Genomic DNA, 14,568 nt, shown 5'->3' with positions numbered 1-14,568 from the left:
ATCATGGCTCGTTCCACTCTGGGTCGTTCTGGAGGAGGCACCACCGAATGTTCACACGTCCACCCACGAGGCGCTGGGCCAGATCACTGGTCAGCGCCGGCGCGGCGATGATCCTCGCCGCGACAGGCCTGGCCGCGACAGGGTCAGGCGCACAGGCCTCCCCGTCCGACAAGATCCGGCCGGAGCTCACGAAGGCTCTCCAGGGCAAGACGGAGGGCGACTTCTGGATCCGCTTCAAGGACAAGGCGGACCTCAGCCAGGCCGCCGCCATCAAGGACTGGGCCAAGCGCGGCACCGCCGTCGCGGACGCCCTGAAGAAGACCGCCGCCGGCAGCCAGTCCAAGATCCGGGCCGAGCTCGACGGTACGGGCACGAAGTACGAGACCTTCTGGGCGACCAACGCGATCAAGGTCAGCGGCGGCTCCCTGACGATGGCGCAGAGCTTCGCCGCGCACGCCGAGGTCGAGGGCCTGTACGCCCCGGTCGCCTACAAGGTGCCCGAGGTCTCCGAGGGCACCGACGAGAAGACGGTGAACGCCCTCGAGTGGGGCATCGCGAACATCAACGCCGACGACGTCTGGTCCCAGTACGGTGCCAAGGGCGCCGGCATCACGGTGGCGAACATCGACACCGGGGTCCAGTTCGACCACCCCGCGCTGGTGAACTCCTACCGGGGCAACAACGGCGACGGCACGTTCGACCACAACTACAACTGGTACCGCGCCACCGGCTCCTGCGCCGCGCCCTGTGACACCAACGGCCACGGCACGCACACCATGGGCACGATGGCCGGCTCCGCCGGCGCGAACCAGATCGGCGTCGCACCCGACGTGAAGTGGATCGCGGCCAACGGCTGCTGCCCGAGCGACGCGGCGCTGGTCACCTCCGGCCAGTGGATGCTCGAGCCGACTGACCTCAACGGCCAGAACCCGGACGCGAGCAAGCGCCCGAACATCATCAACAACTCGTGGGGAACCACGCTGCCCTCCAACGACCCGTTCATGGAGGACGTCACGCTGGCCTGGACCGCGTCGGGCATCTTCGGCGTCTGGTCCAACGGCAACAGCGGATCGGCCTGCCAGACCAGCGGCTCACCGGGCAGCCTGGTCAGCAACTACTCCGCCGGCGCCTACGACGTCAACAACAACATCGCCAGCTTCTCCGCCCGCGGCGCCGGCCAGAACGGCGAGATCAAGCCCAACATCGCGGCGCCCGGCGTGAACGTCCGGTCGAGCATTCCGGGCGGCGGCTACGCCAGCTACAACGGCACCTCGATGGCCGCCCCGCACCTCGCGGGCGCGATCGCGCTGCTGTGGTCCGCCGCACCGGCGCTCGTCGGCGACGTCAACGCCACCCGCGCGCTGCTGGACAACTCGGCGATCGACAAGGCCGACACCCAGTGCGGCGGCACCACCGACGACAACAACGTGTTCGGCGAGGGCCGCCTGGACGCGCTCGCGCTGCTCGGCGCCGCCCCGATCGGCGACACCGGCACCCTGGCCGGCAAGGTCACGGACGCGACCACCGGCGCCCCGATCGCCGGCGCCACGGTGACCCTGACCGGCGCGGCTGACCGCGAGCTGACCACCGGGGCCGACGGGACGTACTCGTCCCTGCTCCCGGCCGGCGACTACCAGGTCGCCGTGGCGGCGTTCGGCTACCAGGCGAAGACCACGCCGGCCACGGTCGCCCGCAACGCGACCACGACCGTCGACGTGGCGCTGACGGCGGTGCCGAGCGTCACCGTCAGCGGAACCGTCACCGACGGCTCCGGGCACGGCTGGCCGCTCTACGCGAAGGTGACCGTGCAGGGTCCGTCGGGCGTGTCCGACTACACCACCCCCGTCAACGGCCGCTACAGCCTCAAGCTGCCGGCCGGCGCCACCTACGACCTGAAGGTCGAGTCGCAGTACCCGGGCTACCAGACGGTGACCAAGCAGGTCGTGGTCGGCACGGGTAACGCCACGGCCAACGTGGCGGTGCCGGTGCAGACCAACGCCTGCACGACCGCACCCGGCTACCGCTTCGGCTCCGACGGCGAGTACGAGACCTTCGACGGCAGCACCGTGCCGGCCGGCTGGTCCGTGGTGGACCACGCCGCCAGCGGCCAGGTCTGGAAGTTCACGGACGACGGCGCCCGGGGCAACCTGACCGGCGGCACCGGCAACTTCGCGATCGTCGACAGCGACGAGTACGGCTCCGGCGGCAAGCAGGACACCTCGCTCGTCAGCCCGGTCGTCGACCTGACCGGCGTCACCGCACCGGTCATCCGGTTCAACCAGGACTACAACTGGCTGGGCAGCGACCGCGCCGACGTCGACCTCAGCCTCGACGGCGGGACCACGTGGACCAACGTGCTCCGGCAGGCGGCCGACGTCCGTGGCCCGAAGGTGACCGAGATCGCCATCCCGCAGGCTGCGGGCCAGGCCCAGGCGCGGGTGCGGTTCCGCTACTACGACGCCTCGTACGAGTGGTGGTGGTCGATCGACAACGTCCTGATCGGCAGCCAGCTCACCTGCACGCCGATCGACGGCGGCCTGGTGCTCGGCCACGTCCGCGACAAGAACGACAACGGCTACGTCAACGGCGCCACCGTCACCAGCGACGACCGGCCGGCGGAGAAGGCCACCACCGTGGCGACCCCGGGCGACCCGGGGCTGGCGGACGGCTTCTACTGGCTGTTCTCGACGCTGACGGACACCCACACGTTCACCGCCCGGGCCGGCAACTACGTCAGCCAGAGCAAGCAGGTCGACGTCCAGGCCGACTGGGCCACGGCGGCGAACTTCCAGCTCGCGGCCGGCCGCCTGTCGGTCAAGCCGGCCCAGGTCACCGGTACGGCCCGGATGCCCAGTGGCAAGGTCACCAAGGCGTTCACGGTGACGAACACCGGCGGGGCCCCGGTCTCCGTCGAGTTCAGTGAGCGCCCCGGCGGGTTCGAGCTGCTGCGGGCCGACGGGTCCCGGATGAGCGAGCAGGAGGTGCTCGGCTCCCAGGGCGCGCCGGTGCAGCGGCTCGAGGTCCCGACCTCGTTCGCGGCGAAGACGTCCGGCAAGTCGACGGCGGCGGCGTCGCCCGAGGCCGGCCCGCAGGCCGCGCCCTGGACCGACATCGCCAACTACCCGGCCGTGGTGATGGACAACCGGGTGGTCAACCTGGGCGGCAAGGTGTACTCCATCGCCGGCGGCACCGGCTCGGCGTCCTCGGCGAAGAACTACGCCTACGACCCGGTCGCGCAGACCTGGACCGCGATCGCCGATCTGCCCGGCGCGCGTACCGCCATGACGGTGGGTGTCCTGGACGGCAAGATCATCGCGACCGGCGGCTGGGCGGCGGCCGGCCCGGACGGCACCACCTGGTCGTACGACCCGGCGGCCAACACCTGGACGGAGAAGGCCGACAACCCGGCGCCGCGCTCCGCCGCGGGTCAGGCGGTCGCGGGCGGCAAGCTGTACGCCGTCGGTGGCTGCACCACGGCGTCCTGCACGCCGATGTCGAACGACGTCGTGCGGTACGACCCGGCCAGCGACAGCTGGGAGACCCTGGCGGACTACCCGAAGTCGGTGGCCTTCCTCTCCTGCGGCGGGATCGACGGCATCGTCTACTGCACCGGAGGCAACGACGGCTCCGCGGCGCAGAAGGCGAGCTACGCCTTCGACCCGGGCGCCAACACCTGGACGGCCATCGCCGACGCGCCGGCCGACAACTGGGCCAGCTCGTTCGCCGTGGCCAACGGGAAGTTCCTGGTCGTCGGCGGCTCGCAGGGTGGCGCCATCACCAACGTGGGCTTCGCCTACGACCCGGCCACCTCCTCGTGGTCGAGCCTGCCGAACGCCAACACGGCGCGCTACCGCGGCGGCGCGGCGTGCGGCTTCTACAAGGTCGGCGGCTCCTCCGGCGGCTTCACCGCGACGCGGGACAGCGAGGCGCTGCCCGGCTTCGAGGAGTGCGCCGTCAGCACCGCCGACGTCAGCTGGATGACGATCGACAAGACGGCGGCCACCCTGGCGCCGGGCGAGGCCGTCACGGTCAACGTCGGCATGACGGCGAACGTGGACCAGCCCGGCACCTACACCGCCTCGGTCGCCATCAAGGAGAACACCCCGTACACGGTGGAGCCGGTCGCGGTCACGATGAACGTGCTGCAGCCGACCACCTGGGGCAAGCTGACGGGCACGGTCACCGGGACGAGCTGCCAGGGTGCCAGCTCGCCGCTCCCCGGTGCCACCGTCCAGGTCGACTCGTGGGCGATGTCCTGGAGGTTCTCCACGGACGCCGAGGGCAAGTACGCCTACTGGCTGGACCGGCGGAACAACCCGTTGACGATGATCGTCGCCAAGGACGGCTGGAAGCCCCAGACCCGGCAGACGAGGATCAACACCACCACCCCCACGGTGGAGGACTTCGCGTTGTCTCCCGTGCGCTGCTGACGCCGACCGTCAGCTGACAGATCCGGCCCGCCTGGTTGCGACCAGGCGGGCCGGACCGCGTCGGAGGGCCTCGATGAGGCGGGACTGGTCAGATCGACGCGAGCCGGAAGCCGACCCCGCGGACCGCGTGGATCGACGCCGAGGCGCCCAGCCGGGCGAGCTTGCGCCGCACCCGGCGCACCACCGAGTGCATGTCGGAGCCCCGCCCGAGGTGCACGTTGCCCCAGACCTCGAGGTGCAGCCGCTCGTAGGTCCAGACCTGACCGGGCGCGCCGACCAGGCACCGCAGGAAGTCGTGCTCCAGGCGGGTCAGCTCGACCTCGCGGTCCAGCCAGCGCAGCACCCGGCGGTCGGAGTCGACGCTCAGGTCGGCCGGCGGCGTCCCGACACGCTGCCCGGCCCCGGCCGTCACGACAGGTCCGACTGCCACTGGTCCGGCCGTCACGACCGGTCCGGCCGTCACGACAGGTCCGGCTGCCACTGGTCCGGCCGTCACGACCGATTCGGTCGTCACGACGCGTGGGGTCGTCACGACGGGCACGGGCGGCAGCGCCGGTGTGCCGGGCACGCCCAGGAACGTGCGCGCCTGGTCGACGCTCGAGACGATCAGGAACGCCTCGGTCCCACCGAGCAGACGCGCGAGCTGCCTGCGTTCGGCCGGCGAGGAGGCGATGCCGATGACCAGCGGAGCCACCCCCCTCATTCCCACCCCTTCCGGTTCCCCACCCACCCGGGGACAGATTCAGCCACGACGCTGATCAATAGGTTCACTGACCCTAGTGGTGGCTCGTCTCGCTCCGGTTAAGAACGGTGACGCGTAGGCGTCGATAAATTGACTGCATTCGGCGGGCCGAGTCGGGTCGTGGCCCTTCATGGTGGCTTGACCCTGTTCGGCGCGATGTGTTCTCCGCATGCGCGGGTTTCGGCGACCGACAATGGCCCGGCAGGTGCGGTCGGAAACCCCGCGTCGGTCCGGCGAATCGGCACGCCTCGGCCGGTGCCGCCGGCGATTTCGAGACTCCGGCCGACGCCGCGGCACCGGGCCGGGCGGTGAGCTTCTGGTGCCGGCGCTGGTGGCCCGGTCGACGCGGGCCGGGGCGCGCGCCGTGGCCCGGTCAGGCGCGGGCAGGCGACCAGCCGACGGGGACGAGCCGGGCGGCGTCGGCGCCCTCGCCCTGGAAGAGCAACCCGTCGCGGTCCGCCGCCACGATCCGGTCGACGTAGACGCCCCGACCCTGGCTGGAGGCGTCGGTGGTGCTGCTGAAGCGCAGGTGGGTCGCCCGGTCGGGCAACTCGACCGAGACCTGCCACCAGACCCGGCCGCCGTGGCCGGTGACCGTGCCGTCGCTGCTCCACCGCCGGTCGGCGTGGCGCAGCAGCAGGCGTCCCGGAGCCCACGTCGCTCCGCCGTCGGTGGAGACCTCGAAGCGGGCGCTGTCGAAGCGGGGCTCGGTGTCGTACCAGAGCAGGAAGCTCGCCGTGCCGCCCTGCGCCGGCCGGCGCAGCGGGGCCGTGAGGGTGGCGGTCGCGAGGTCGCGCGGGTCGGCCCGCCACGCCTCGCGGGACCGGGGTCGCACCGGCATCGCCTCGGCGAGATCCCGCGCGACGGCGCGCCGGGCGACATTGTTGCTGCCCCAGCCGCGATCGGGGTGTACCCGGTTGCTGAGCAGGATGACGAACGAGTGCGCGAGCGGGTCGACGACGATCGACGTTCCGGTGAAGCCGGTGTGCCCGAACGCCACCGGGGAGGAGAGCCCCATCATGTACCAGTGCTTGTCGAGCTCGAAGCCCAGCCCGCGATCGCTCTCGGGGTAGGCCTGCTCCAGCGGGGCGTTGTAGTTGACCAGCATCGCGCGCACCGTGTCCGCCCGCAGGATGCGGCGCCCCCGGTACTCGCCGCCGTTGAGCAGGGACTGGCAGAGCACGGCCAGGTCCGCCGCCGTGGAGAACACCCCCGCGTGCCCGGCGACGCCGCCGAGCGACCACGCGTTCTCGTCGTGCACCTCACCCCAGACCATGCCCCGTCCGGCGTACGGCTGGTACTCGGTGGCGGCGATCCGCGACCGTCGCTGCGGTCCCGGGTTGTAGCCGGTGTCGGTCATGCCCAGCGGGGCGGTGACGCCGTCGGCGACGAGCGCGTCCAGTGGGCGGCCGGTCACCCGTTGCACCAGCACGCCCAGCGCGATCAGCCCGAGGTCGGAGTACACGTACCGGGTACCGGGCTCCGCGCCGGGCGTGAGCGGCGTGGCGAGCGCGGCGGCGAACCGCTCCGCCGGCGTCGGGTACCTGCTCCACAGGGGGACGAAGGCGGGCAGACCCGAGGTGTGGGTGAGCAGCATCCGTACGGTGACCGCCGCCTTGCCGCCGGCGGCGAACTCCGGGACGTAGCGGGCGACCGGCGCGTCGAGGTCCACCCGTCCCCGCTCGACCTGCTGCATGACCACGATGGTCGTGAACAGCTTCGACACCGACGCCAGGTCGAAGATGGTGTCGGGCCGCATCGGGAGCTGCTCGTCGGCGGGGAGTTCCACCCCTGCCAGCCCGGGCGGCGGGCCGACGGCGGCGTACTTCACCGCGGCACCCACCGCGGCGTGCTGCACGACCACGCCGTCCTTGGCCGCCAGGACCACGGCGCCCGCGTACGCGGGATGGCCGGGGTGGTCCGGCGTCGGCGCGAGATACGTCGCCAGGTCGGCGGGCATGCGGTCCACGTGCTCGGGGAGCAGGCCGACCTGGCGGGCGTGGCCGGGCCGCAGCGTGTCGTCCCGGAAGTGGATGTCGGCGGGCGTGACGACAGGCGGCGCCGAGCCGGCCGGCGGCGGCGTGGCCCCGGCCGCCGTGGCCGGCAGCGCCGCGCCCAGGACGGCCACGGTCAGGCCGATCGCGAGTGGTCGGAGCGCGGGTGGGCGGAGCGACGACATGGTGGGTTGCCTCCTACCAGCTCATGCCGTGGCCGTAGGGATAGAGCACGGTGCCCGCGCCCTCGGCCGTGGGGATCGTGACGGGAAGCCGCCCACGGGGGGACAACTCGCCGTGCAGCGCGCGGACGAGGGCGTCCATCGCCGCCCGCGTGTACGAGTAGGTCGCCAGGTAGGTGGTCACGCCCGGCAGGTAGGCGACGTCGTAGGGGTCCCGCACCGCGACCACCACCACGGGCTTCCCCGTGCCGAGCAGCGCGGCGACGAGCCGCCGCTGGGTGCCGCGCGGATCGGTGACGGTCGTGTCCCACGCCTTGTTGGTCAGCACGACGGTGAGGTCGTGCCCGGCCGCCAGCGCGGCCGTCGCGGCGATCGTCTGATCCGAGGGCAGGGTCGCGGGCCGGGCGGTGGCCCGGGCGCCACGGGCGGTGAACCCGTCGGCGACGGTCTCGACCGGCGCGAAGGCGGCGCTGTTCCAGCCGGTGACCAGCACCGAGCGCTGTGCGGGGTCCAGCGGCAGCAGCCCCGCGTCGTTGCGGACGGCGGTGAGGGTCGGGTCGGTGACCCGCGCGACGGCGGCGAGGTGCTCGGACGCCCCGACCGTGCGTACGGCCTGCTCGACGTCGACCAGCGGCGACCGGGCGAGGCCCTGCCGGTACTTCATGGCGAGGATGCGCCGGACCGACTCGTCGACCCGCCGCTCGGTCAGCTCGCCGGTGGCGACGGCCCGCAGCACCGCGTCCCGGGCCAGCCGCAGGTCCGGCGGCATCAGGAGCTGGTCGGCGCCGGCCTTGAGCGCCAGCACGGGCACCCGGTCGTCGCCGTACTTGCGCCGCACGGCGGCCATGTTCAGCGCGTCGGTGACGATGACGCCCCGGAAGCCGAGCTCGCCGCGCAGCACGCCGGTGAGGATCGACGGCGACAGCGTGGCCGGGTCGCCGGAGGGGTCGAGCGCGGGTACCACGATGTGCGCCGTCATGATCGATTCGACGCCGGCGCTGATCGCCCGCCGGAAGGGCGGCGCGTCGATCCGGTCCCACTCCTGTCGGGTGTGGTCGATGACCGGCAGGTCGGTGTGGCTGTCCGTGGCCGTGTCGCCGTGGCCGGGGAAGTGCTTCGCCACCGCGGTCACGCCGGCGCCGTCCTGGAACCCGGCGACCTGGGCGGCGGTCAGCTCGGACACCAGGTGGGGGTCGGCGCCGAAGGACCGTACGCCGATCACCGGGTTGCCGGGGTCGACGTTGACGTCGGCGATCGGCGCGTACGGCTGGTGGATGCCGACCGCGCGCAGCTCGCGTCCGGTGATCTTCGCCGCCTCGTGGGCGGCCCGGGGCGACCGCCCGGCGCCCAGGGCCATCGACCCGGGGAACTGCGCGGCGGGGGCGGGCATGCGCAGCACCACGCCCTGCTCCTGGTCGGTGGAGACGAGCAGGGGCACCCGCCCCTTCGCGCCGTCGCCGACGGCGGCTCGCTGCAACCCGTTGGAGAGGGTGGCGATCTGGCGCGGGCTGTCCAGGTTGTGCGACCACGAGAAGTAGCAGACGCCGCCGAGGTGGAACTCGTCGACGACCTCGGCGGGCGTCTCGACGCCGAAGGCCGCGCGGTTGGCGGCGCGGTCGGCGGCCGAGGGTGCGGTGGCGTCGGCGCCGTAGACGTAGGTGGCGAAGAGCTGGCCGACCTTCTGCACCAGGCTCATGTGCCGCAGCGTCGAGGTGACCCAGCCGTGTTCGCCGCCAGGCGGGCGCGCGGGTGTGGCGGAGGCCTGGACGGGCAGCGGTGCGAGGGTGGTCGACAGGGTGACCACCAGGACGGTCGCGGTAACGAGTCGGGCCTTCATCGACGACGACCTCTCAGTCCGGATGGCTGAAACTTAGCTACGCATCGATGAATCGTCAAGAAGGATTGCTACAGACCGGGCCGGACTCCGGCGCGGCCGGCGGCACGGCGAAGGACGCGACCGGACACCTTTTTCGCGACGCGGCGGAACCCGCAGGGCGCCGGTGGTGTCATCAACGTGTCCCCATCGGAGGTACCCCTGAACGACGAAGACCTGGTCACCCGCGCCCGGGCGGGCGACCTGGAGGCGTACGAACTCCTGGTCGCCCGGCACACCGCGTCCGCGTACCGGACGGCGGTGCTGCTCGGCGCGGGTCCGGACGCGGAGGACGTCATCCAGGAGGCGTTCGTGAAGGGCCATCGCAAGATCTCCCGCTACCGGGGAGAGGCGTCGTTCCGGTCGTGGCTGCTGGCGATCGTGGCCAACGAGACCCGCAACCTGCACCGGTCGCGCGGCCGGCGCGACGGGCTCGCCCTGCGCGCGGCCGTCGCGAACCCGCCCGCGGAGATCGGCGAGGACGCCGCCGTCGAGGCCGTCCTCGCCGGGGAGCGCCGGGCCACCCTGGTGCGGGCCCTGCGCTCGCTGCCGGTGAAGGACCGTGAGGTGATCGTGTGCCGGTTCTTCCTCGACCTCAGCGAGGACGAGACCGTGACCATGCTGGGCTGGCCGCGCGGCACGGTGAAGTCGCGGACCTCCCGGGCACTGGCGAAGCTCCGCGCCCTGCTCGACGTCGCGGAGGTGCGCCGTGGATGACCTCGAACGCGAACTGCGCGACCTCGCCGCCTGGCTGGAGACGCCCGACCCGCCCGACGTGACCGCCCGGGTACGCGCACGCCTCGCCGCGCCCCCGCCGAGGCGACGGCGGTGGCGCCACCTCGTCGCCGCGGCACTCGCCGCCCTGGTCGTGGCGGCGCTGCCGCCGGGGCGCGCCGCCCTCGCCGACGCCGCCGCCGGGCTGCTGCGCTTCGCCGGGATCACGATCGCCACGACGCCCGACCCGGCGCGTCCCACCGGCGCGGCCTCGCCACTGCCGACGCAGCGGCCCGCCACCGTGGCCGAGGCGCAGCGGAAGGTGCGCTTCCCCGTCCGCACCCCGACGAGGCTGGGCCCGCCCGAGCAGGTGCTGGTCGCCGACCCCGACGGCGCGGGCTACTGCCGGGTGGCGACGCTGCTCTACCGCGGGGGAGCGCTGCGCATCGACGCCTTCGACGGCCGCCTCGACCTGGCCTTCCACAAGGAGAGCAGCGCGGCGGGTGCCAGCTGGGTCCAGGTCGACGGCGGCTTCGCCGTCTGGATCGGCGCCCCGCACCCCGTCTCCTACGTGGATCGCACCGGCGTCGTCCGGGTGGAGACCGCGCGGCTCGCCGCCGCCACCCTGATCTGGCAGGGGCGCGACGTCAGCTACCGCATCGAGGGCGACCTCACCCGCTCCGAGGCGATCGAGATCGCCAGGTCGCTGGGTTAGGGCGGTCGTGCCGACCCGGGCCCACCACCCGGGGGCCGGGGTCGGGAACCCGGGGGCGCCGGCCGGTGTCCCGACAGTGGGAAAGCACGAGCAGGTCGTCGGGAGGGCGTGAGATGGGTTCAGCGCGCAGGGTGTTGCTGGGGGCAGTGCTCCTGGTGGCCGGGTGTACGACAGCGGGACGGCCCGCCCCGCAGGCCGCCTCCCCGGCTGGTCCGCAGGCCACCTCTACGGCCGCCCCGCAGGCCGCCTCACCGGCCGTGACGGCGTCGGCCGGCGCGGTCGCGGGCGCCACCACCGGCTGCGGTTCCCGGGTCGAGACGGGGCCGCTGCCCGACTGGGCGGACGCCGGGTTCAGTGGGAGCACCCGGACGCCGCACGTCCTCGGCGCGCGCGGCGAGATCGTCGCGGTGCTGTTCGGACACCCGCTGAGCCGGTCCAGGAAGCACGGGACGAACAACAAGATCCTCTGGGTCGCCCGTCCCGCCGCGACGCCCCCCGCCGCGACCACCCCGGACGCCCTGCGGATCACCGCGACCCTGGACGGCGCCGGAACCCGGGTGACCCGGGAGGTCGCCGGCGGTCCGGGGCCGTCGATCGTCGACCTGCCGCAGGCGGGCTGCTGGCACCTCGAACTGCGCTGGTCCGGGCGCACCGACGTGCTGGACCTCGTCTACGCGGACAGCTAGGCCGACGTGCCGGGGGCGTCGGCCGCGGCCGCTCCCGCTCCTCCGCGATCGCCAGTTCCACGGTCGGGCCGGCGACGTACGCCGACGCCACGGCGAGGGCGGCCGGGTCGACCGGAGGGGGCGGTGGCGTCGCCACCACCGGCCCGGGTCGACGCAGGTCGCCCTCGCCGTGGCGCGGTACGTGCGGGAGGGGCTCAGGTCAGGGGGCGCAGCCGGTCAGCTCGGGGCTGGACGGGGTGCCGGTGGAGGGTCCGAAGAAGAGCAACGCGCAGGCGCTGAAGAAGGTCGGGTTCTCCTCGGCGATCCAGTGGCCGGTGTCGGGGGCCACGACGGTGCGGACGTCGTCGGCCACCTGCTGGTAGGAGGCGGCCACGGCGGGTCCGAACACGGACTGGGCGCCCATGGCCATCACGGGAATGGTCAGGCGCTTCGACTGCGCGTGGGCCTGGTTGTCGGCGGCGTCGGCCTTGAACGCCCGGTAGTACTCGTATCCCGCCGTGCGCTTCGCCGGGTCGGAATACGCGCGGTAGTAGACGTTGCGGTCGATCGCCGCCGGATGTTGCGCGCGGTCGAAGAGCATTCCCAGATAGGTGGGGACGTCCTCGTTGTCCATGATGCGCTCGGGGATGGGCGCGGGTGAGGCGTTGAAGAGGAAGTGCCAGCTGATTCCGTAGAAGTTCTCCAGTCCGAATCCCGACAGCGGGCTCTCGACGACGCCGATCCGGGTGACCTCGGTGGGGAAGTCGCGGGCGTAGTTGTAGGCGACCATGGCGCCGAGGTCGTGACCGATCAGGGCCACCTGGGTGAAGCCGAGCTGGTTGACCGCCTGCCGGATCCGGCGCGCCGTGGTGGCCTTGTCGTAGCCGCCGGCCGGGGCGGTGGAGGCGCCCAGGCCGGGCAGGTCGAACGTGATCACGGTGTGCTGCTGGGCGAGGCTGGGCAGCACCTTGTGCCACACCCACGACGTCTGCGGCCAGCCGTGCAGCAGCACCAGCGGCGAGCCGCTTCCGCTTGTGGTGTAACGCAGGGTCGCGCCGTCGACCGTGACGTTGCCCTGGCGTACGCCGTGGCCGCCGACGGGCGCCGTGGCCGGCTCCGGCGGCGGCGCGGGGGCCACGGCCGCGGCACCCGCGCCCGCCCCGCCCACGAGCGCCACCCCGAGCGCGGCCGCGACGGCGATCCGCCTGCCCCGACGACGCGAATCACTGCCGAAAGCTGTCTTCACCGCAGAACTCAACGCAGACAATTGCATGGACACTTCGCTTTCCGTGAGTTGGCGACCGCATCGGGCGGTCGGATCAAACAAAGCGGAAACGGCGGCGTTCACAAGCGCGCCACGGATGCCGATCGAGCGGCTTCGGAAATGTTACAACGGATGTCAAGACGTCGATCGATTGTGGCGTTTCGGCAAAACTCTCCGGCGGGTGCCGTGGACACAAACGTCGATACCCGCTTGCGCGCCGGACGCCCGGCGGTGACGACCGCGACCACGCCTGCCGCCGGGGCGCTCCACGGGCCACAGTCGAGGGTCGCGGCAGCTTTGCCGTGGCTCCGCGGCGCGTGGCAGGATATCGGCCATGACAAGCGACGAGCAGGTGAAAGCCAGCCACCGTAACACCCCGACGAGCGACGCGTTCCGCGCATTCATCGCCTCCGGCTGGGCCAGTACGGATGCGGCACCTGTCCCGCGCGCGGAGGTCGCCGAGCACGCGGCCCGCCGCCGGGCGGCCTTGTCACGCCGGTTCCCGGGCGAGCGCCTCATCATCCCCGCCGGCGGCCTCAAGGTGCGCAGCAACGACACCGACTACACGTTCCGCCCGCACACGGCCTTCGCCTGGCTGACCGGTCTCGGGTTCGACACCGAGCCCGACAGCGTCCTGGTGCTGGACCCCAGGCCCGACGGCCACGAGGCGATCCTGTTCTTCCGGCCGCTCGCGCCGCGCGACAGCGAGGAGTTCTTCGCGGACTCCCGGTTCGGCGAGTTCTGGGTCGGACCCCGCCCGACGATGCGCGAGATCGAGCAGCGGCTGGGCATCGGCACCCGGCACATCGACTCGCTCCCGGACGTCCTGGCCAAGGACGCCGGCGCGACCGTGGTGCGCGTGGTGCGGGGGGCCGACGGCGAGCTCGCCCGGCTCGTCGACGAGACCCGGGCCCAGGCGGAGACGCCCGCGTCGGTCACCCAGCAGCACGAGGCGGACGAGGAGCTGGCCCGCCACCTGTCGGGGATGCGACTGTGCAAGGACGAGTGGGAGGTGGGCGAGATGCGCAAGGCGATCGCCGCCACCCACCGGGGCTTCGAGGCCATCATCGCCGGGCTGCCCGAGGCCGTCGGCAAGGAGCGCGGCGAGCGGTGGGTCGAGGGTCTCTTCGGCCTGTACGCCCGCCACGACGGCAACGGCATCGGCTACGAGACCATCTGCGCCTCCGGCGACCACGCCAACACCATCCACTGGACGAAGAACACCGGTCCGGTCCGCGAGGGCGACCTCATCCTGGTGGACGCCGGCGTCGAGGTCGACTCCCTCTACACCGCCGACATCACGCGCACCCTCCCGGTGACCGGCCGCTTCACCGACGTGCAGCGCAAGATCTACGAGGCGGTCCTGGAGGCGCAGGAGGCCGGCCTGGCGGCGGTCAAGCCGGGCAACAAGTTCAGCGACATCCACGCCGCCGCTAACGTGGTCATCGCCCGGCGGCTGCACGAGTGGGGGCTGCTGCCCGAGGGCGTGACCCTCGAGCAGACGCTGGACCGGGAGAGCGGCGGCTGGCACCGGCGGTGGATGGTCCACGGCACCTCCCACCACCTCGGCATGGACGTGCACGACTGCCAGATGCTGCTGCGTCAGGAGTACAACGACGGCGAGCTGAAGCCCGGGATGATCCTGACCGTCGAGCCCGGCCTGTACTTCAAGGCCGACGACCTGCTGGCGCCGGCGGAGTTCCGCGGCATCGGCGTCCGGATCGAGGACAACGTGCTGGTCACCGAGGACGGTCACGAGAACCTGTCGTCGGCCATGCCGCGTACCGCCGACGACGTCGAGGCCTGGATCGACCGGGTGCGCTCCGGCGCGGGTGCCTGAGCACCCCGCGACCGACCGACCGAGCGACCGGCACGTGCGGGCGCGCAGCGCCCGGTCGTGCCGGCCCCACCGGCCGTCGCGCACCGCTGAGCCCGCCGGGCACCGCGATCCGGTGCCCGGCGGGCGGCGGTACGCGCGCGCCGGCCGCA

9 protein-coding genes are annotated in these 14,568 nt (G+C 72.8%); 5 read left to right on the top strand and 4 right to left on the bottom strand.

Annotation, left to right across the window (positions count from 1 at the left end):
• The first annotated feature begins 47 nt into the window (after window positions 1–47).
• On the top strand, window positions 48–4,430 hold the full coding sequence (locus tag ACN27A_RS04965; RefSeq protein ID WP_421450091.1) for a S8 family serine peptidase: 4,383 nt from the start codon (window positions 48–50) through the stop codon (window positions 4,428–4,430).
• A gap of 88 nt (window positions 4,431–4,518) precedes the next feature.
• Here ACN27A_RS04965 and ACN27A_RS04960 read toward each other — a convergent pair whose 3' ends face one another.
• The 3 genes from ACN27A_RS04960 to ACN27A_RS04950 all read right to left on the bottom strand — a co-directional run bounded on the left by ACN27A_RS04960 (window position 4,519) and on the right by ACN27A_RS04950 (window position 9,185).
• Entirely contained in the window at window positions 4,519–5,133 is a 615-nt protein-coding gene (locus tag ACN27A_RS04960) for a winged helix-turn-helix domain-containing protein (RefSeq protein WP_421450090.1), read from the bottom strand.
• 412 nt (window positions 5,134–5,545) lie between these two features.
• On the bottom strand, window positions 5,546–7,351 hold the full coding sequence (locus ACN27A_RS04955) for a serine hydrolase (RefSeq protein WP_421450089.1): 1,806 nt from the start codon (window positions 7,349–7,351) through the stop codon (window positions 5,546–5,548).
• Window positions 7,352–7,364: 13 nt separating this feature from the next.
• On the bottom strand, window positions 7,365–9,185 hold the full coding sequence (locus tag ACN27A_RS04950; protein WP_421450088.1) for a glycoside hydrolase family 3 protein: 1,821 nt from the start codon (window positions 9,183–9,185) through the stop codon (window positions 7,365–7,367).
• A gap of 177 nt (window positions 9,186–9,362) precedes the next feature.
• Between ACN27A_RS04950 and ACN27A_RS04945 the strand changes: the two genes are divergently transcribed.
• From ACN27A_RS04945 to ACN27A_RS04935, 3 genes are all read left to right on the top strand, one after another.
• On the top strand, window positions 9,363–9,938 hold the full coding sequence (locus ACN27A_RS04945; RefSeq protein WP_421450087.1) for an RNA polymerase sigma factor: 576 nt from the start codon (window positions 9,363–9,365) through the stop codon (window positions 9,936–9,938).
• Window positions 9,931–10,650: a hypothetical protein gene (locus ACN27A_RS04940; RefSeq protein WP_421450086.1), complete on the top strand. Its 720-nt coding sequence runs from the start codon at window positions 9,931–9,933 to the stop codon at window positions 10,648–10,650. Before ACN27A_RS04945 ends, ACN27A_RS04940 begins: the two co-directional genes overlap by 8 nt.
• A gap of 257 nt (window positions 10,651–10,907) precedes the next feature.
• The gene (locus tag ACN27A_RS04935) at window positions 10,908–11,336 is read left to right on the top strand and encodes a hypothetical protein (protein WP_421450085.1); all 429 of its coding nucleotides are present in this window, start codon (window positions 10,908–10,910) and stop codon (window positions 11,334–11,336) included.
• 199 nt (window positions 11,337–11,535) lie between these two features.
• On the opposite strand, the gene ACN27A_RS04930 is transcribed toward ACN27A_RS04935, so the two are convergent.
• Window positions 11,536–12,561, bottom strand: coding sequence for an alpha/beta fold hydrolase (locus tag ACN27A_RS04930; protein ID WP_421450084.1), 1,026 nt, complete (start codon window positions 12,559–12,561; stop codon window positions 11,536–11,538).
• 352 nt (window positions 12,562–12,913) lie between these two features.
• Between ACN27A_RS04930 and ACN27A_RS04925 the strand changes: the two genes are divergently transcribed.
• Entirely contained in the window at window positions 12,914–14,419 is a 1,506-nt protein-coding gene (locus ACN27A_RS04925; protein ID WP_132239850.1) for an aminopeptidase P family protein, read from the top strand.
• Window positions 14,420–14,568 lie beyond the last annotated feature (149 nt).

Source organism: Micromonospora sp. WMMD737, from assembly GCF_049179055.1.
Classification (GTDB): domain Bacteria; phylum Actinomycetota; class Actinomycetes; order Mycobacteriales; family Micromonosporaceae; genus Micromonospora; species Micromonospora reichwaldensis.
Note: the sequence above shows the minus strand (reverse complement) of the source record. Positions and strands in the feature narration are given on the sequence as shown.

What these genes read in the sequence shown, in the direction of transcription:
- ACN27A_RS04965 (WP_421450091.1), top strand. Translation starts at nt 48, where the DNA reads ATGTTCACACGTCCACCCACGAGGCGCTGGGCCAGATCACTGGTCAGC.
- ACN27A_RS04960 (WP_421450090.1), bottom strand. Translation starts at nt 5,133, where the DNA reads ATGAGGGGGGTGGCTCCGCTGGTCATCGGCATCGCCTCCTCGCCGGCC.
- ACN27A_RS04955 (WP_421450089.1), bottom strand. Translation starts at nt 7,351, where the DNA reads ATGTCGTCGCTCCGCCCACCCGCGCTCCGACCACTCGCGATCGGCCTG.
- ACN27A_RS04950 (WP_421450088.1), bottom strand. Translation starts at nt 9,185, where the DNA reads ATGAAGGCCCGACTCGTTACCGCGACCGTCCTGGTGGTCACCCTGTCG.
- ACN27A_RS04925 (WP_132239850.1), top strand. Translation starts at nt 12,914, where the DNA reads ATGACAAGCGACGAGCAGGTGAAAGCCAGCCACCGTAACACCCCGACG.